Origin of the sequence: Exiguobacterium sp. SH0S7 (genome assembly GCF_004337195.1) — a bacterium.
In the GTDB taxonomy this organism is placed as follows: Bacteria; Bacillota; Bacilli; order Exiguobacteriales; family Exiguobacteriaceae; genus Exiguobacterium; species Exiguobacterium aurantiacum_A.
This window is the reverse complement of record NZ_SJVA01000010.1, coordinates 35620-53784: the sequence shown is the minus strand read 5'-3', so window position 1 is coordinate 53784 and position 18165 is coordinate 35620. Positions and strand designations below refer to the sequence as shown.

Sequence of the window (18165 nt, the reverse complement as noted above, 5' to 3'; positions counted from 1 at the left end):
CAATTCCCTTGTCTGGTGGCGATAGCGAAGCGGCCACACCCGTTCCCATGCCGAACACGGAAGTTAAGCGCTTCAGCGCCGAAAGTAGTTGGGGGTCTCCCCCTGTGAGGATAGGACGTTGCCAGGCCATATGAAGGATGACCAAGCACATGCTTGGTCGTCTTTTCTTTTGAGCGACGACGCATTTGCGTCGTCGCTTTTCGTTTGCCTTTTTTTAAATCAATGATAGAATAAAAACAAAAGTCAAAGATGGTCAGAGGGTGGTGGAGATGAGAAACATATCTGATGTAATCGAACAGTATTTGAAGCAAGTGCTGAAGGAAAGTCAGGCAGAAGCGATTGAAATCAAACGACAAGATATCGCGAAACGTTTTGAATGTGTTCCGTCTCAAATCAACTATGTCATCAATACACGTTTTACGGTCGAAAAAGGCTACCTTGTAGAAAGTAAGCGAGGCGGGGGCGGTTATATTCGAATTCGTCGCGTCATTCTTCATGAGAAACAAGACTTGCTGACGAGTTTAATGGATATTTTACAAGACCATCCTCGCCTTACGGAACAACTTGTTGAAAACATTTTGATCCGTTTATTTGAAGAAGGTATGTTGAGCGAGCGGGATGTCCGTTTACTGTACCACTTGTTGTCCGACGAAACGCTCGGCTTCAACGCCGACGACCGCTATCTGATTCGAAGACAGCAACTACTCGCCCTGATGAAGCTACTTAGTTATCACTGACGGAGGCTTAAGACATGTTATGCGAACGGTGTAAACGGCGTCCTGCCGTCAATGAAGTCGTTATGTTGGAAAACGGGGTCCCAGTCGAACGAAAACTATGTCGGAACTGTACAGCCGAAGTGATGGCCGGTTACGTTCCTGTCGTGAAGCGGTGTCCAACTTGCCAGATGACACAGAGCGAGGTGACGCACCTCAGAAAAGCGGGCTGCGCTTCATGTTACACAGTTTTCCGTGAAGAGTTGATTAAAATGACACGTCAGTACCAGCAAGGGCACGACCATCATGTCGGTTCGGTACCTGACGCGTTACGCACACCGGATGAGCGAATCGGCGAACGTCTTGTAAAGTTAGCAGGGGAGTTAGAACGGGCCGTCGAACAAGAAGATTATGAACGAGCGGCACGAATCAAAAAAGAAATGACGCAACTGAAAGGGCAAGGTGAGGCGTGATGGAGACATTCCTCAAACATCCGCTCGGTCCAAAAATGAAAGAACGGGCCAAGCTTGATGATCTTGTCATCTCGACACGAATTCGTTTGGCACGTAATTTAAAAGACACCGTCTTTTCTCCTACATTGTATCAAGAAGGACAGCGACAGCTATGCGAACGTATCGAGACGGCCTTGGGCGGCTTACAAGGCTTTGAATATCTGCATATGCGCGCCTATGATCAAGTGACGCGGCAAGCTCTCGTCGAAAAGCATTTGATCAGCCCGACGATTGCGGAAAAAGATGAGAGTGCTGTTTTCCTGAGTGAAGACGAGACGATTAGCGTGTTGATTAACGAAGAAGATCATTTGCGCATCCAAACGTTGCTTCCCGGCTATCAAGTCCAAGAAGCGTTCGAACTTGCGAAACGAGTCGACGCGCTCTGTGGTGAGTCGCTCCCATACGCTTTCGATGAAGAGCTTGGCTATTTGACGACGTGTCCGAGCAACATCGGTACCGGACTTCGCGCATCGGTCATGCTTCACCTGCCGGGTCTGACGTTAACGGGACGAATAACTCCTATATTAGTAGAACTTCGCAAACGCGGATACACGATTCGAGGACGTTACGGAGAAGGCAGTGACGCAGCCGGGCGTTTGTTCCAGTTATCGAATCAACGGACGCTTGGCAGCGATGAATCGCAGCTGTTATCTGATTTTATGGAAATTACAGAACAAATCGTCCACGCGGAACGTCAAGCCCGAGAACAGCTCCTAGCCAGTAACCAAGATGAATTGGAAGATCAGTTTTATCGTTCTTACGGGATTTTACGTTATTCCAAATTATTGTCGTCGACAGAGGCGATTGAACGGTTATCCGATTTACATTTAGCGAGTGACCTCGGTATTTTGTCCGACTGGAGTCCACCGCAGTTTCATGATTTGATCGTCCGCCTACAATCAGGTTTCCTACAAAAACATTTCGGGAAAACATTATCTACGAAAGAACGAGATCGCGAACGAGCGACTCTCGTACGTCGAACGTTAGATCATGGTTTAGTTTGATCCAACTTTAAGGAGGTTTTGTCAATGATGTTTGGTCGATTTACAGAACGAGCTCAACGCGTATTAGCTTTAGCACAAGAGGAAGCGGTACGACTTGGCCATCATAATATTGGTACGGAACATATCTTGCTCGGACTTGTCCGTGAAGGTGAAGGGATTGCTGCCAAAGCGTTGTTCGCCCTCGGTCTAACTTCTGAGAAGATTCAACAAGAAGTCGAGGCGCTGATTGGCCGTGGTTCTGAGAACGGGTCGACAATCCACTACACGCCGCGTGCGAAAAAAGTCATCGAGCTCTCGATGGATGAAGCCCGTAAACTCGGTCATTCTTACGTCGGGACAGAGCATATTTTACTCGGATTGATTCGTGAAGGCGAAGGCGTCGCTGCCCGCGTCTTGAACAACCTCGGTATCAGCTTGACGAAAGCACGGCAACAAGTGCTTCAACTCCTAGGGAACACGGAATCGTCGTCAAACGCATCACAACCAGGTACAAGCGCTGCGACACCGACACTTGATGGCTTGGCCCGCGACTTGACGCAACAAGCGCGTGAGTCACGTCTCGACCCTGTTATCGGCCGTGCCGGTGAAATCCAACGGGTCATCGAAGTGTTGTCTCGCCGGACGAAGAACAACCCGGTCTTGATTGGAGAGCCAGGTGTCGGTAAGACGGCAGTTGTCGAAGGACTCGCGCAACAGATCATCAACAATGAAGTGCCGGAGACGCTTCGCAACAAACGCGTCATGGTGCTTGACATGGGTACGCTCGTCGCGGGAACGAAATACCGCGGTGAGTTTGAAGACCGATTGAAAAAAGTCATGGACGAGATTCGCCAGGCCGGCAACGTCATTCTCTTCATCGACGAGTTACACACGTTGATTGGGGCGGGTGGAGCCGAAGGGGCGATCGATGCTTCGAACATCTTGAAACCGTCGCTCGCTCGAGGTGAGCTCCAATGTATCGGTGCAACAACGCTTGACGAGTACCGGAAATACATTGAGAAGGATGCCGCACTCGAACGCCGCTTCCAACCGATTCAAGTGAATGAGCCGACGACGGACCAGGCTGAACAGATTTTGTTCGGTTTGCGTGACCGCTATGAGGCTCACCACCGTGTCACAATTACGGATGAGGCGATTCATGAAGCGGTTGTCTTATCTGACCGCTATATTTCGGACCGGTTCCTTCCAGACAAAGCGATCGACCTCGTCGACGAAGCGGCTTCGAAAGTTCGCCTTCGTTCATTCACGGCTCCGCCGAACTTAAAAGAGCTTGAAGCACGTCTCGAATCGATTCGTAAAGAAAAAGATTCGGCCGTCCAGAGCCAAGAGTTTGAAAAAGCGGCTTCGCTTCGTGATACAGAACAGAAGCTTCGCGATGAACTCGAGCACCTCAAATCAGAATGGCAGAACAAGCAAGGCAATGAAAAGCTTGAAGTGACGAAAGAAGATATCGCCCAAGTCGTCGCAAGCTGGACGGGTGTGCCGGTGACAAAAATTGCCGAAGAGGAGACAGACCGTCTCCTCAAGCTCGAATCGATCTTACACGGTCGGGTCATCGGTCAAGATGAAGCCGTCAAATCAATCTCGCGGGCGATCCGCCGGGCCCGGGCCGGACTGAAAGATCCAAAACGTCCGATCGGTTCATTCGTTTTCCTCGGACCGACCGGTGTCGGGAAAACGGAACTAGCGCGTGCTGTAGCTGAGGCGCTCTTCGGTGACGAGGATGCGATCATCCGAATCGACATGTCGGAGTATATGGAAAAACATGCGACGAGCCGTCTCGTCGGATCACCTCCGGGGTATGTCGGATACGAAGAAGGCGGTCAGTTGACGGAGAAAGTTCGTCGTAAGCCATACTCGGTCATCTTGCTTGATGAGATTGAAAAAGCTCACCCTGAAGTGTTCAACATCTTGCTCCAAGTGCTCGATGACGGGCGTCTGACCGACTCGAAAGGTCGTACGGTCGACTTCCGCAACACGGTCATCATCATGACGTCAAACGTCGGTGCGGCCGCACTTAAACGGAACAAATATGTCGGTTTCACCGTCGAAGATGACGTGAAACGTGAATATACGGAAATGAAAGATAAAGTCATGGAAGAATTGAAGAAAGCGTTCCGACCTGAGTTCTTGAACCGGATCGACGAGATCACCGTCTTCCATTCGCTTCAAAAAGAGCATATCCAAGAAATCGTCAAACTTATGGCGAAGACGCTCACAGATCGACTTGGCGAGCAAGGCATCGATTTCACTTTGACGGAATCGGCGCTTGAGAAGATTGCCGTAGTTGGTTATGACCCTGAGTACGGGGCTCGTCCGCTCCGCCGTGCGCTCCAGCGCGAGGTGGAAGACCGACTCTCAGAATCGATGCTCAGCGGGGAGATCACGAAAGGCAGTAAAGTGGCTCTCGATGTTCAAGACGGTGAATTCATCGTCCGCAACGAAGGTGTCGTCCAGTAAATACGGAGCTCCCTCTCTCTTGTGAGGGGGCTTTTTTAGACAGAAGGGAATAACATGGCAAAAATTAAAACGAAGTACGTATGTCAGTCTTGTGGCTATGAATCCGCAAAATGGATGGGCCGTTGCCCAGGATGTAACGAGTGGAACACGCTCGTCGAAGAATTTGTTGAAGAAAAGAAAGCGAAACGGGGAGCTGCGTTCGTCCATAGCTCGTCGCGACAACTGAAGCCAGAGCGTCTCTCAGACGTCGTTTCCCAAGAAGAAACACGTGTGCATACGAACAGTCAAGAGTTCGACCGGGTGCTCGGGGGCGGAATCGTCCCGGGCTCGCTCGTCCTCGTCGGTGGGGACCCGGGGATCGGGAAGTCGACAATTCTCCTGCAAGTGAGTGCACATCTCGCCCACAGCGGTCGGAAAGTGCTATATATTTCCGGGGAAGAATCGTTGAAACAGACAAAGTTGCGCGCGGAACGACTCGGATTGCCGACGCAGGATTTATACGTTCTCGCCGAGACGGACATGCTCATGATCGAACGGGTCATCGATGAAGAGGAACCCGGGTTCGTCATTATCGACTCGATTCAGACGGTATACATGGATGAAATCCAATCGGCGCCAGGCAGCGTCGCCCAAGTACGGGAATGTACAGCTGCGCTCATGAAAATTGCGAAGACACGAGGGGTCGCCGTCTTTATCGTCGGCCACGTGACGAAGCAAGGATCGATTGCCGGACCGCGTCTGCTCGAGCATATGGTGGACGCTGTTCTGTATTTTGAAGGAGAACGTCACCACACGTTCCGGATTTTACGGGCCGTCAAAAACCGGTTCGGTTCGACGAACGAGATTGGAATATTCGAGATGAAAGAAGGCGGTCTTGAGGAAGTGCTCAACCCGTCAGAGATTTTCCTCGAAGAACGGACCGCGGGCGTCTCAGGCTCGACGGTCGTCGCATCGATGGAAGGGACGCGGACGGTACTCGTTGAGCTGCAAGCACTCATTTCCCCGACGTCGTTCGGGAACCCGCGCCGGATGGCAACGGGAATCGATCAAAATCGGGTCGCTCTTCTCATGGCCGTGCTGGAGAAACGTTCGGGTCTCTTGCTTCAAACGCAAGACGCTTATTTGAAGGCGGCGGGCGGAGTCAAGCTCGATGAACCGGCAATCGATTTGGCGATTTGTATTTCGATTGCCTCAAGTTTCCGGGACCGTCCGACTCGTCCGACCGATGTCTGCATCGGCGAGGTCGGATTGACCGGAGAAGTGCGCCGTGTGTCACGGATTGAGCAACGTGTCGCGGAAGCGGCCAAGCTCGGTTTCACGCGTGCGATCATTCCGAAGAATAATCTAGGAGGCTGGACCGCCCCGCCTGGTATCGACGTGGTCGGTGTCAGTACTGTCGATGAAGCGCTCCAACTTGCCATCCCGTTCTGACGGGGCGCTTCCGGCAGTTTTTAACGCTTTGTAACGAACGGATTTAAAAGAACCGTGTTACAATATAAGTGTTATTTTTTTGAAATTTTAATTCAATAGAAGGAGGTGGAATGAGTGAAGATTGCAGTGCGACTCGGATTTATTTTGATTGGACTCGTCGTCGGATGGTTTGGCATGATCGAAGCGATGGTGCTTCTTGATGACCTCGGTGTCAGCGTGCCGGCATGGTTGACGATTCCTTACGTTGCTAGTTTGATTGGTGGACTTATCTTCTTCATTCTCAGTTTATTTTTGACCGATGTGATCGTCAAATTTATCCGTTTTGTCGAAGAACGGCTCGTCCGTTTACCGGTCGGCGATATTTTATTCGGCTCGATCGGATTGATCATCGGTTTATTGATTGCCTTTTTGATCAGTGTATCGCTTGAGGTCACAGGCATCTTCTTACTCAGTAAGATTGTACCGATTTTTGTGACTGCCCTGTTCGGTTACTTTGGATTTGCCGTTGGTTACCGGAAGCGGAACGAATGGATCAAGTTGTTCGTGAAAAGTGAACGGGACAAGCCGGAAGCGGAACCATTACGCCGCTCGAACGATAAAATATTAGATACAAGCGTAATCATCGATGGTCGGATCGCCGATATTTCGAAGACCGGATTCATCGAAGGGACACTCATCGTTCCTCAGTTCGTCATCGGAGAGTTGCAGTACATCGCCGACTCGTCGGATACGCTTAAACGGAATCGAGGCCGACGCGGTCTGGATATTTTAAAAGAGCTCCAAAACAACGATCGAATCGAGGTCGAGATTTACGATGGTGACTTTGAAGACGTGGCCGAAGTCGATATTAAATTGATCAAGCTCGCCGAGTTAAAAAAAGGCATCGTCGTGACGAACGATTACAACTTGAATAAAGTGTGTGAGGTCCGAAACGTACCGGTGCTCAACATTAATGATTTGGCCAACTCGGTCAAACAGATTGTTATTCCTGGAGAAGAGATGGTCGTGACGGTCATCAAAGAAGGGAAAGAACAGAACCAAGGGGTCGCTTATCTTGAAGACGGGACGATGGTCGTCGTCGAAGGCGGACGCAAGCTCATCTCGAAGACGCTTCCTGTCGTCGTGACGAGCGTACTCCAAACATCCGCGGGCCGAATGATTTTTGCTCGCCCTGAATAAGTATGGAAAAAGAGACGCATCAGCGCTCTCTTTTTTCACGAAGAGAGGTGAACGTGATGGTACGTTACACGGTCGTCATCCCGGCTGCCGGGAAAGGCAAGCGCATGGGAGCCGATGAGAACAAGTTGATGTTGTCGCTCCAAGGAAAACCGATCATCGTCTGGACCGTCGAGGCGTTTGCGAGAGACACATGGTGTGAACAGATTGTTTTGGCGATTCGTCCGGAAGAAGAAGCCTGGTTCGCGCATGAGTTACGTCACGTCCCGACGCCGATTACGTACGTGGCAGGCGGGGAAGAACGGCAACAGAGTGTTCGAGCCGGTTTACAGATAATCGACACGGACGGAGTTGTGTTGATCCATGACGGGGCCCGGCCGTTCGTTCGAATCAGTCAGTTGCATCAAGTGGCGGAAGCGGCTCAGACGAAAGGGGCCATTTTAGCCGTTCCTGTGAAAGATACGGTGAAACAAGTGACCGCGGGGACGATTACGCAAACTGTTCCCCGTGAGACGCTTTGGCTCGCTCAGACACCACAAGCGTTTCCTGCGGCTGACATCCGTGCGATTCATGATCAGGCGGAATCATCCCGATTCGTCGGGACCGATGATGCTAGCTTGTTCGAGTGGTCAGGTAAAGAAGTCACCGTCATTCCAGGTGACTATCACAACATAAAAATGACGACCCCCGAGGATTTGTTGTTCGGGGAAGCGATCTTGACGAAGGAGGACTATCGATGAGAATCGGACAAGGTTTTGATGTACATGCGTTCGCAGAAGGGCGTCCGCTTATATTAGGAGGGATCGAGATTCCTCACGACCGCGGTTTGCTTGGACACTCGGATGCCGACGTGTTGCTTCACACCATCGCGGATGCGGCGCTCGGTGCCATCGCGGCAGGGGATATCGGCAAACACTTTCCGGATACGGATCCCGATTTTAAAGATGCAGACTCGAAAGTGTTGCTCCAACACGTATGGCAACTCGTCAAGGCAGAAGGGTATGTGCTCGGCAACGTAGACGCGACCGTTATGGCGGAACGGCCGAAGCTCCGGACGTATATCGATGACATGCGCGCGGTCATCGCTGAACTGCTTGAAGCTGATATTAGCCAAGTGAACGTGAAAGCGACGACGACGGAGCGGTTAGGTTTCACGGGGCGTGAAGAAGGAATCGCCGCCCAGGCGGTCATCTTGCTCAACCGTGCTTGAAAAAAGTGGTATACTATTTGGGCAGAAGAGAAGAAAGGTGGAAATATTATGAGTGAAGTGCGTGTACGCTATGCGCCAAGTCCGACGGGTCACCTTCATATCGGGAACGCCCGGACCGCGCTATTTAACTATTTATATGCTCGCCACGCAGGTGGGAAAATGATTCTTCGGATCGAGGACACGGATCAAAAACGAAACGTCGAGAACGGTGTCGAAAGTCAGATGAAGTACTTGGAATGGCTCGGTATCGACTGGGATGAAGGTCCGGGTCGCGATGGCGATTACGGTCCATATTTCCAAATGGAACGACTCGACCTCTACAACAAATACGTGAACGAGTTGATGGACAAAGGGCTCGCTTATAAATGCTACATGACGTCAGAAGAACTCGAAGCGGAGCGCGAGGCACAGATCGCACGCGGTGAAGCACCACGCTACTCGGGAGCACATCGCGACTTGAGCGACGCTGAGCGCTCGACGTTCGAAGCCGAAGGACGGAAGCCGTCGATTCGGATTCGAGTGCCAGAACAGGTTACGTACAAATGGACAGATGTTGTCAAAGGCGACGTTTCGTTCGAGTCGAAAGACTTCGGAGACTGGGTCATCGTCAAGCAAGACGGGATTCCGACGTACAACTTTGCCGTCGTCGTCGATGACTACTTGATGAAAATCAGCCACGTGTTGCGTGGCGATGACCATATCGCGAACACACCGAAACAGATGATGGTATACGATGCGCTCGGATGGGACTATCCGACGTTCGGTCACATGACATTGATCTATAACGAGAACCATAAGAAGCTCTCGAAACGTGATGAGTCGATCATCCAGTTCATCGAGCAATATGCAGATCTCGGATATCTCCCTGGTGCGCTCTTCAACTTCATCTCGCTTCTCGGTTGGTCTCCAGTCGGTGAAGAGGAAATCTTCACGAAAGAAGCGTTTATCGACATGTTCGACGCTGGACGTTTATCGAAGAGTCCGGCCGTATTCGATCAGCATAAACTCGCTTGGATCAACAGTGTTTACATGAAGCAGGCTTCGCTTGACGAAGTGGTGGCACTCAGTTTACCATTCTTACAAGAAGCAGGACGATTGCCTGAAGCCTTGTCAATGGAAGAGGCGGACTGGGCCACAGCGCTCATCGCCCTTTATAAAGAACAAATGACACACGGTGCCGAAATTGTACCGTTGACAGACTTGTTCTTTAAAGACGAGGTCGAGTATGACGAGGCGGCGAACGCGGTGCTTGCCGGCGAAACGGTGCCGGCTGTACTCGCTGAGTTTAAAACGCAACTCGAGGCGATCGAAGACTTCACACCGGAAGCTGTCAAAGCGGCTACGAAGGCCACTCAAAAAGCGACTGGTCAAAAAGGAAAGAACTTGTTCATGCCAATCCGCGTCGCCACGACCGGACAAACACATGGACCAGAACTTCCAAACGCGATTGCGCTGATTGGCAAAGAGCGTGTGTTGGCACGTCTCACAACATTATTAGCTTAAAGGCAACGATGAGGAAAGTAAGCGGGTTGACACTTGTCAGAGACTAGAACCTAGGCTGGAAGTTCTAGAAGGGTCCCCCGTCGAAGTGCACCTCGGAGCCGTTCCGGCGATATGTAGTCGGGACCGCGACTCGGCGTTAACGAGACTTGAGAGGGGAACTTTCCCAAACAGAGTGGAACCGCGCTTACGGCGTCTCTGTGCCTTGGCACAGGGGCGTCTTTGTTTTTGATATGGAAAAGGAGAACAATTATGGGATTTTGGAAAAGTGTGAGCGCCGACATCCGGAACGTGATCGAACTCGATCCGGCTGCCCGGTCGAAAGCAGAAGTGATATTGACGTATCCTGGACTTCATGCCTTGTGGTCGCATCGGATCGCGCATGGGTTGTGGACGCGCAATATTAAACTATTGGCTAAATTGGTCGCACAGTGGAGTCGTTGGGTGACCGGGATTGAGATTCATCCCGGTGCCATTATCGGCGAAGGTGTCTTTATCGACCACGGATTCGGGATTGTCATCGGAGAGACGGCGATCATCGGCAACAACGTCACCATCTATCAAGGCGTGACGCTCGGCGGAACCGGCAAAGAAAAAGGAAAGCGGCATCCGACCATCGGGAACGATGTGCTCATCTCGGCCGGCGCGAAAGTGCTCGGTAATATCACGATTGGCGATTGCGTCAAAATCGGGGCCAGTTCGGTCGTTTTAAAAGATGTCCCGTCAGACTCGACCGTCGTCGGGATCCCGGGACGTGTCGTCATCCGCAACGGGGAGCGGGTCAAACAACACGACCTCGACCATCGCTTACCGGACCCGGATCGTGAATGCCAAGAGCGGTTAGAGAACGCCGTGGCTGATTTGGAACGTAAGTTAGCATCACTCGAGAAACAGATGGAGGAGAAGTCACATGATTCAGTTTTACAACAGCCTCACGAATAAGAAAGAACCGTTCAACCCAATCGTTCCTGGGAAAGTGTCCATGTACGTATGCGGACCGACCGTCTATAATTATATTCACGTCGGAAACGCCCGTCCGGCCATCGCATTCGACACGGTACGGCGCTATTTGACATACCGAGGCTACGACGTGAAGTACGTCCTCAACTTTACCGATGTGGATGATAAGATCATCCGTACGGCGAATGAGCTCGGTGAAGATGTCGGAACGCTGACGAACCGCTATATCGACGCTTATTTGGCGGATACGGGTGCGTTGAACGTCTTGCCGGCGGACGTGCATCCACGTGTCACCGACACGATGGAGGAAATCATCGACTTTATCCGTAACTTAGAGGATGAAGGCTACGCCTACGCGTCAGAAGGCGATGTCTATTTCCGGACGCGTAAGTTTGAAGAGTATGGCAAGCTCAGCCAACAGTCTATTGAAGACCTTCGGGCCGGGTCACGTGTCGACGTCGGGGAGAAGAAGGAAGACCCGCTCGACTTCGTGCTTTGGAAAGCGGCTAAACCAGATGAACCGGCTTGGGACAGCCCTTGGGGACAAGGACGCCCCGGCTGGCATATCGAATGCTCGGCCATGGCGAAGAAGCACCTCGGCAAAACGATCGACATTCACGCAGGCGGGCACGACCTCAAATTCCCGCATCACGAGAATGAGATTGCGCAGTCTGAGGCGTGCAACCATACGAAGTTTGCGAACTACTGGCTCCACAACGGCTTCATCAACATCGAGAACGAGAAGATGTCGAAATCACTCGGGAATTTCCTGCTCGTCCACGAGGCGTTAAAAGAAGTCGACGCGATGGTGCTCCGTTTCTTCATGTTATCGGTCCACTACCGTCATCCGATCAACTATAGCCGCGAGCTGATCAATCAGGCCGCGAACGGATGGGACCGGATCAAGGAAGCGTACCATAACGTCGAACACCGTCTGTCGGTCACGGCCGGTCTCGTTGAACCGAGCGAGGCGATGGAGCGAAAACTTGCGACGGTGAAAGCAGCATTTATCGAAGCGATGGATGATGATATCAACACGGCGAACGCCGTGACAGTATTGTTTGATTTAGCAAAAGAGGCAAACATCTACGCCAAAGCAGACCATGTCTCGAAAGATACGCTCGAGCAAGTGCTCGACTTGTTCAAGGAATTGACGGGCGTGCTCGGGTTGACGATTGAAGTGGAAACAGAACTACTCGACGCCGAGATCGATCAGTTAATTCTCGAGCGGAATACGGCCCGAGCAGAGCGTAACTTTGCCCGTGCCGACGAAATCCGTGACTTGTTGAAACAACAGAACATCCAGCTCGAAGATACGGCGCAAGGCGTACGGTGGAAACGGTCATGACGAATGCGAATCAACTAAACGCGCTCGCCCTCGCTTATATGGGCGACGCAGTGTATGAGATGGCGGTACGAAAACGACTGCTCGGCAAAGGGTTGACGCGACCGAACGACCTCCATCGCGGGGCCGTCCGTTACGTGAACGCAACCGCGCAAGCGAGCGTCGTCACCCACTGGTTAGAGACGGGTATCTTGAGAGAGGACGAGACAGCGATCGTCCGGCGCGGTAAAAATGCGAAATCAGGGTCGATCCCGAAACGCACCGACGTCCACACGTACCGCTACTCGACAGCTTTTGAGGCATTGATCGGCTACACATATCTAATAGAAAGAAGGGATCGTCTTGAAGAACTCATCGAACAGGCACTCACATGGCTCGAAACCGAGCAACCCGAAACGACATGACGGAGGACGAGCGAACGACAAGCGTTCGTTCGACCGTCCGAGAGGCGAACGGGGCGACCGTCCGCATCGTCAAAAGCCGGAACGCCCGGACTATCAAGAAGTTGACGTCCTTGAAGAAGGCATCGATTTCTTATATGGACGCAATCCAGTAATCGAGGCGCTTCGGAGCGGACGGGATATGAACAAAGTCTTTATCATGGAAGGGCAGCACAAAGGGCCTCTCGCCCAAATTATCGGCATGGCCAATGAGGCCTCGGTACAGATCTCGTTCGTCCCGAAGACGAAGCTTGAAAAAATGGCGGGCAGTGAACACCATCAAGGCGTCGTCGCGGCCGTCGCGGCTTACGAGTATAAGACGCTTGACGATATGTTCGCGCTGGCCGAGTCTAAAGGGGAGACACCGCTCTTTATTTTGCTCGATGAGCTAGAGGACCCGCACAACTTGGGATCGATTTTACGGACAGCTGACGCGGTCGGTGCCCATGGAGTCATCATTCCGAAACGGCGCTCGGTCGGCTTGACGCAAACCGTCGCGAAAGCCTCGACGGGAGCGATTGAATATATCCCGGTCGCGCGTGTCACGAACTTGACGCGGACGCTCGAAGAATTGAAAGAAAAAGGGATGTGGATCGTCGGAACTGACGCGAGTGAGAGTCAAGACTATCGTCGGCTCGATGGAAACATGCCACTCGTCGTCGTCATCGGCAGCGAAGGGAAAGGTATGGGCCGTCTCGTGCGCGAGGCGTGTGACTTCCTCGTCCATATGCCGATGGTTGGTCATGTCACGTCGCTCAACGCTTCGGTCGCGGCCGCACTTCTTCTGTATGAGGTGCATCGCTCTCGTAATCCGTTATCATGAGCCTGAAAAAGCGAGAATTACTCCTCGTCGATGGCTATAACATCATTGGGGCGTGGCCGCATCTGCGAAAACTGCGGGACATTGACTTCGATCAAGCTCGAAATGACTTGATTGAAGCGATGGCCGAGTATCAGGCCGCCACAGGCCGCACGGTGACGGTCGTCTTTGATGCCCACATGCGCTATGGGCGCGAATCGATCCAGAAGCGGAGCCGGGTCGAGGTCGTCTATACGAAGGAGAACGAAACGGCGGATGAGTGGATCGAACGTCGGGCCCATGAACTCGTGGACGATCGTTTAGTGACGTTATTCGTCGCCACAAACGATTTTACCGAGCAATGGGTCATCTTCGGTCAAGGTGCCCTCCGTGTCCCGGCGACCGAACTATTAAAGGATTGGAAGCAAGCGAAAGTGGCGATTGAGCAAGAGCGTCAGACGCTCGCGAGCGACCGGTCCAACCGAAAAACAATCGATATCCCGCCCGACGTCATGGCCCGTTTTGAAGAAATGCGGCGCCGCAAGTCGAACGGTGAGGATTCTCACTGACGAGTTCATACAATGGACTCGTTTTTTTGTTTTTAGTTTGACATTTTTTTGGAAAGAAATGTTGTATACTATTAGTTGTATGAGTCACACCATATCTAATTGACGGAATTTTTTGAAATTTATTTGACGGTCGTTTTGTACGACGCCTATAATAAGAACACTAACTTACATAGTTCATTATCAATTGCCGGGGGGTATGAAACATGAACGGATGGCCATACGAGCAGTTTGAAACGATGTCAGACGAAGAGCTCGTCTCTCTAGCGCGGAATGAAGGGGATAGTGATGCGCTCGAGTTTTTGATTGAACGTTACCGTTACTTCGTGCGGGCGAAGGCGCGGTCTTACTTTTTGATCGGCGCTGACCACGAGGATATCGTCCAAGAGGGAATGATCGGTCTGTACAAAGGCGTGCGTGACTATCGGGATGAACGCCTCGCTTCGTTTAAGAGTTTTGCCGAGATGTGTATCACCCGTCAGATGATTACGGCCATTAAGACGGCGACGCGTCAGAAACATATTCCGCTCAACTCATACGTCTCGCTCGACAAGCCGATCTTTGACGATGAGTCTGACCGGACGTTGCTCGACGTGATCTTGCCCCCGCATCCGAACGACCCGCAAGACTTGCTCGTCACGCGGGAAGAACAACTATTCATGGAAGAGAAGATGGATGAGCTCCTCAGTGACTTGGAACGAAAAGTGCTTCGTCTTTATTTGGATGGTCGTTCGTATCAAGAAATCTCTGACGACCTTGACCGTCACGTGAAGTCGATCGATAATGCCTTACAGCGCGTGAAGAAAAAATTCGAGCGGCACGTTGATGTTAAAATGCTGACGAGTTAACTCGTATTGACCGCACGCCTCCTATGTGATACTTTTAAGGCAGCGCCTTGTCCGTAGACGCCAGTTACAGGAGGCGTTTTTTTTTCGCTCTTTTTTAATATGGAGCTGTCGAAAGGGGCGCTTATGGATGGCAAAGAAAGTAAGTCTCGAGTGCGCGGATTGCGGGTCAAGAGTTTACTCGACGACCAAGAAAGATGATGTGCAGACGCGGCTCGAGCTGAACAAGTTCTGCCGTCGTTGCAATGCGCATACAACACATCGAGAATCAAAGTAACGTAGATTGGCATTCAACGTAGGAGGAAGCTACCATGAACTTTTTGCGCGATGTATGGAAAGAGTTAAAGAAGACGAGTTGGCCGACTCGTAAAGAGCTCACAAAATATACCATCACAGTCATCGCGACGGTCGTCGTGATCGGCCTGTTCGTGTTCGGCGTAGATACTGGTGTCAGTTATCTCGTCAACCTATTGATTAACTAAGGAAAGAGGTGAAAGCCGTGGAGAAACAATGGTTTGTTGTCCAGACGTACTCTGGCTTTGAGAACAACGTCAAAGAAAACCTAGAACGTCGAATCGGTTCGATGAACATGGAAGATAAAATTTTCCGCGTCCTCGTTCCGACCGAAACAACGCAAGAAGAAGTCACGTTGAAGAGTGGCGAAAAGAAAATTAAAGAGCGTGAAGTAAAAAACTTCCCTGGATATGTCTTCGTCGAGATGATTATGACAGACGATTCATGGTATGTTGTTCGTAACACGCCAAACGTAACGGGCTTCCTAGGATCAACCGGGGGCGGCGCGAAGCCGATCGCACTCCAGCCTGACGAAGTGACGAACGTCCTTTCGCAGATGGGTCTGATTGAGAAGAAAGACCGTTATAACTATGAGCTTGGCGATCTCGTTCGTGTCAAAGAAGGCGCGTTCGAGAACTTTGAAGGTACGATTGATGAGATCGAAACTGACAAAGAGAAGCTCAAAGTCGTCGTCGACATGTTCGGCCGCGAAACAAAAATTGAGCTTGATTTCGAACAAGTTCAGAAAATTAACTAAAACCCACTTGCCATTCTCGGAAACGGATGGTACAATCGGAAATGTTTGATGTTGTGCTATATTTCAGTACAAACTCGACCTAATAGATTGAGTGGGAGGGCGCACAACGTCCAAGAAACCACATTTTAGACTTAAGGAGGTGTGTCTCGTGGCGAAAAAAGTTACTAAACTCGTTAAACTTCAAATCCCTGCTGGTAAAGCTAACCCAGCACCACCAGTTGGTCCAGCACTTGGTCAAGCAGGTGTTAACATCATGGGATTCTGTAAAGAGTTCAACGCTCGTACACAAGACCAAGCCGGATTGATTATTCCTGTAGTCATTACGGTATACGAAGATCGTTCGTTTACATTCATTACGAAAACTCCACCAGCTGCAGTTCTTTTGAAAAAAGCTGCTGGTATCGAGAGCGGTTCAGGAGAACCGAACCGTAAGAAAGTAGCAACGGTTAAGCGTGATAAAGTTCGCGAAATCGCTGAACTTAAAATGCCTGACCTTAACGCAGCGTCTGTAGAAACAGCGATGCTTATGGTTGAAGGTACTGCGCGCAGTATGGGTATTGTAATCGAAGACTAATTTATTAGTCTCTGGGATTGTCGGTGCATATTTTGCTCACCTTCAATCCCTTCATTATGTGGGAGGAAATTCCGCTAACCACAAGGAGGAAAAGAATCATGGGTAAAAAACACCAAGAAGCAGCTAAGCTTGTTGATCGCACGAAGTCTTACGACCTCGCAGAAGCGGTTGAACTCGTTCAAAAAACTGCAACAGCTAAGTTCGATGAAACAATCGAAATTGCTGTCCGTCTCGGCGTAGATCCGAAGAAAGCGGACCAACAAATCCGCGGTGCCGTTGTACTTCCACACGGTACTGGTAAAACACAAAAAGTTCTCGTCTTTGCAAAAGGCGAAAAAGTTAAAGAAGCTGAAGCGGCTGGCGCTGACTTCGTCGGCGATGCTGAGTACATCACTAAAATCCAACAAGGATGGTTCGACTTCGATGTTATCGTTGCGACACCTGACATGATGGGTGAAGTTGGTAAACTCGGTCGCGTTCTCGGACCAAAAGGCCTCATGCCTAACCCGAAAACAGGCACAGTCACGTTCGACGTTGCGAAAGCAATCGCGGACATCAAAGCTGGTAAAGTTGAGTACCGCGTTGATAAAGCCGGTAACATCCACGTACCAGTTGGTAAGAAGTCATTTGAAGCAACAAAACTCTCTGAGAACATCGAGACTATCCTCGAGACACTTATGAAAGTTAAGCCTGCTACTGCAAAAGGAACTTACCTCAAAAACATCGCGCTTTCTTCGACAATGGGTCCTGGTATCCGTGTCGCGACTGCCGATTTCATCAAGTAATTCACTTGAAATAAACTGTTGACAACGTGTGATGCCGCTGTTAAAGTAAAACACGTTCAACCGAATATGTTGGATTACCGCAGACAGAAGGTGGACATCGGTCCGTAAACCCTTCCGAGGTGTCTTTGCTCGAACTTGAGCCTGTTGTCACAGGTTTACTTTCAAACAATTACGCCCTCGTATGTCTTCATACGAGGGATTTCTTTTTGGAGAGCAGCCTCTCGTCCGGTATAAGAATTGACTAGGAGGTGCACAAACATGGCAAGCGAAAAAATCGTAGCTCAGAAATCAGTACTCGTTGATGAAATCGCTGAGAAAATGCAAGCAAGCGTTGGAACGATCGTTGTTGACTACCGTGGACTTACAGTTGAAGAAGTGACTACACTCCGTAAAACACTTCGTGACGCTGGAATCGAGTTCAAAGTATACAAAAACGGTCTCCTTCGTCGCGCGGCGACTCAGTCTGGTTATGACGGTCTCGATGAAGTCTTCACAGGTCCTACTGCAATCGCGTTCTCGAAAGAAGACGTTATTGCTCCAGCGAAGATCTTGAACGACTTCTCAAAAGAGCACAAAGCGCTCGAACTTAAAGGCGGAATCATCGAAGGCAAAGTAACTTCACTCGAAGAAGTTAAAGCCCTTGCAGAACTTCCATCACGCGATGGTCTTCTCTCTATGCTTCTCAGCGTCCTTCAAGCTCCGATCCGCGGGCTCGCAATCGCAACAAACGCAATCGCAGAACAAAAAGAAGAGCAGTCTGCTTAATCTTTGTCGCGTAGCGTAAAAAAACTTTT

The 18165-nt window shown here is 50.7% G+C and carries 21 protein-coding genes, 1 rRNA gene and 2 other annotated features; all 22 genes read left to right on the top strand.

Going from position 1 to position 18165, the window contains the following annotated elements; genetic code table 11:
- Positions 1-11 precede the first annotated feature (11 nt).
- The 22 genes from rrf to rplJ all read left to right on the top strand — a co-directional run bounded on the left by rrf (position 12) and on the right by rplJ (position 18136).
- Positions 12-127: ribosomal RNA gene (gene rrf / locus EVJ22_RS12710) — 5S ribosomal RNA — on the top strand.
- A 142-nt stretch (positions 128-269) separates the two neighbouring features.
- Positions 270-737 carry a CtsR family transcriptional regulator gene (locus EVJ22_RS12705; protein ID WP_071398674.1) on the top strand — a complete coding sequence of 156 codons (468 nt, stop codon included), beginning with the start codon at positions 270-272 and terminating at the stop codon, positions 735-737.
- 14 nt (positions 738-751) lie between these two features.
- A complete protein-coding gene (locus tag EVJ22_RS12700) occupies positions 752-1186 on the top strand; it encodes a UvrB/UvrC motif-containing protein (RefSeq protein ID WP_071398673.1) in 435 nt (144 codons plus the stop codon).
- Complete coding sequence (locus EVJ22_RS12695) at positions 1186-2229, top strand: protein arginine kinase (protein ID WP_071398672.1); 1044 nt, start codon at positions 1186-1188, stop codon at positions 2227-2229. Before EVJ22_RS12700 ends, EVJ22_RS12695 begins: the two co-directional genes overlap by 1 nt.
- Before the next feature lie 24 nt (positions 2230-2253).
- Positions 2254-4689, top strand: coding sequence for an ATP-dependent Clp protease ATP-binding subunit (locus tag EVJ22_RS12690; RefSeq protein ID WP_071398671.1), 2436 nt, complete (start codon positions 2254-2256; stop codon positions 4687-4689).
- 54 nt (positions 4690-4743) lie between these two features.
- Positions 4744-6120 carry a DNA repair protein RadA gene (radA, locus tag EVJ22_RS12685; RefSeq protein ID WP_070329261.1) on the top strand — a complete coding sequence of 459 codons (1377 nt, stop codon included), beginning with the start codon at positions 4744-4746 and terminating at the stop codon, positions 6118-6120.
- Positions 6121-6234: 114 nt separating this feature from the next.
- Positions 6235-7299 (top strand): PIN/TRAM domain-containing protein, encoded by a 1065-nt coding sequence (locus tag EVJ22_RS12680; RefSeq protein WP_070329260.1) that lies wholly within the window; start codon positions 6235-6237, stop codon positions 7297-7299.
- Between the two features lie 56 nt (positions 7300-7355).
- Positions 7356-8036, top strand: a complete 681-nt coding sequence (gene ispD, locus EVJ22_RS12675) for a 2-C-methyl-D-erythritol 4-phosphate cytidylyltransferase (protein ID WP_071398670.1) — start codon at positions 7356-7358, stop codon at positions 8034-8036.
- Positions 8033-8506 (top strand): 2-C-methyl-D-erythritol 2,4-cyclodiphosphate synthase, encoded by a 474-nt coding sequence (ispF, locus tag EVJ22_RS12670; protein WP_070329258.1) that lies wholly within the window; start codon positions 8033-8035, stop codon positions 8504-8506. Before ispD ends, ispF begins: the two co-directional genes overlap by 4 nt.
- Before the next feature lie 45 nt (positions 8507-8551).
- Positions 8552-10009: a glutamate--tRNA ligase gene (gene gltX / locus EVJ22_RS12665; protein ID WP_173647384.1), complete on the top strand. Its 1458-nt coding sequence runs from the start codon at positions 8552-8554 to the stop codon at positions 10007-10009.
- Positions 10006-10209, top strand: a binding site (T-box leader). Its footprint overlaps the gene before it by 4 nt.
- A 49-nt stretch (positions 10210-10258) precedes the next feature.
- Positions 10259-10948, top strand: coding sequence for a serine O-acetyltransferase (gene cysE / locus EVJ22_RS12660; protein WP_071398668.1), 690 nt, complete (start codon positions 10259-10261; stop codon positions 10946-10948).
- Entirely contained in the window at positions 10917-12314 is a 1398-nt protein-coding gene (gene cysS, locus EVJ22_RS12655) for a cysteine--tRNA ligase (RefSeq protein WP_071398667.1), read from the top strand. Before cysE ends, cysS begins: the two co-directional genes overlap by 32 nt.
- Positions 12311-12715: a Mini-ribonuclease 3 gene (locus EVJ22_RS12650; RefSeq protein ID WP_071398666.1), complete on the top strand. Its 405-nt coding sequence runs from the start codon at positions 12311-12313 to the stop codon at positions 12713-12715. Before cysS ends, EVJ22_RS12650 begins: the two co-directional genes overlap by 4 nt.
- Positions 12716-12836: 121 nt before the next feature.
- Positions 12837-13574 (top strand): 23S rRNA (guanosine(2251)-2'-O)-methyltransferase RlmB, encoded by a 738-nt coding sequence (gene rlmB, locus EVJ22_RS12645; RefSeq protein WP_035386115.1) that lies wholly within the window; start codon positions 12837-12839, stop codon positions 13572-13574.
- Positions 13571-14119 (top strand): YacP-like NYN domain-containing protein, encoded by a 549-nt coding sequence (locus EVJ22_RS12640; protein ID WP_071398665.1) that lies wholly within the window; start codon positions 13571-13573, stop codon positions 14117-14119. The genes rlmB and EVJ22_RS12640 overlap by 4 nt, the downstream gene beginning before the upstream one ends.
- 203 nt (positions 14120-14322) lie before the next feature.
- Positions 14323-14964, top strand: coding sequence for an RNA polymerase sporulation sigma factor SigH (gene sigH / locus EVJ22_RS12635; RefSeq protein WP_070329253.1), 642 nt, complete (start codon positions 14323-14325; stop codon positions 14962-14964).
- A gap of 127 nt (positions 14965-15091) precedes the next feature.
- The gene (gene rpmG, locus EVJ22_RS12630; protein WP_083274150.1) at positions 15092-15238 is read left to right on the top strand and encodes a 50S ribosomal protein L33; all 147 of its coding nucleotides are present in this window, start codon (positions 15092-15094) and stop codon (positions 15236-15238) included.
- Between the two features lie 34 nt (positions 15239-15272).
- A complete protein-coding gene (secE, locus tag EVJ22_RS12625; protein ID WP_012727692.1) occupies positions 15273-15443 on the top strand; it encodes a preprotein translocase subunit SecE in 171 nt (56 codons plus the stop codon).
- Positions 15444-15460: 17 nt separating this feature from the next.
- Complete coding sequence (gene nusG / locus EVJ22_RS12620; RefSeq protein WP_071398664.1) at positions 15461-16012, top strand: transcription termination/antitermination protein NusG; 552 nt, start codon at positions 15461-15463, stop codon at positions 16010-16012.
- Between the two features lie 148 nt (positions 16013-16160).
- Complete coding sequence (gene rplK, locus EVJ22_RS12615; RefSeq protein WP_070329252.1) at positions 16161-16586, top strand: 50S ribosomal protein L11; 426 nt, start codon at positions 16161-16163, stop codon at positions 16584-16586.
- Positions 16587-16684: 98 nt separating this feature from the next.
- Complete coding sequence (rplA, locus tag EVJ22_RS12610; RefSeq protein ID WP_083274148.1) at positions 16685-17371, top strand: 50S ribosomal protein L1; 687 nt, start codon at positions 16685-16687, stop codon at positions 17369-17371.
- Positions 17372-17430: 59 nt separating this feature from the next.
- Positions 17431-17584: a sequence feature (ribosomal protein L10 leader region), on the top strand.
- A 45-nt stretch (positions 17585-17629) separates the two neighbouring features.
- The gene (gene rplJ, locus EVJ22_RS12605; RefSeq protein WP_070329251.1) at positions 17630-18136 is read left to right on the top strand and encodes a 50S ribosomal protein L10; all 507 of its coding nucleotides are present in this window, start codon (positions 17630-17632) and stop codon (positions 18134-18136) included.
- Positions 18137-18165: the final 29 nt, after the last annotated feature.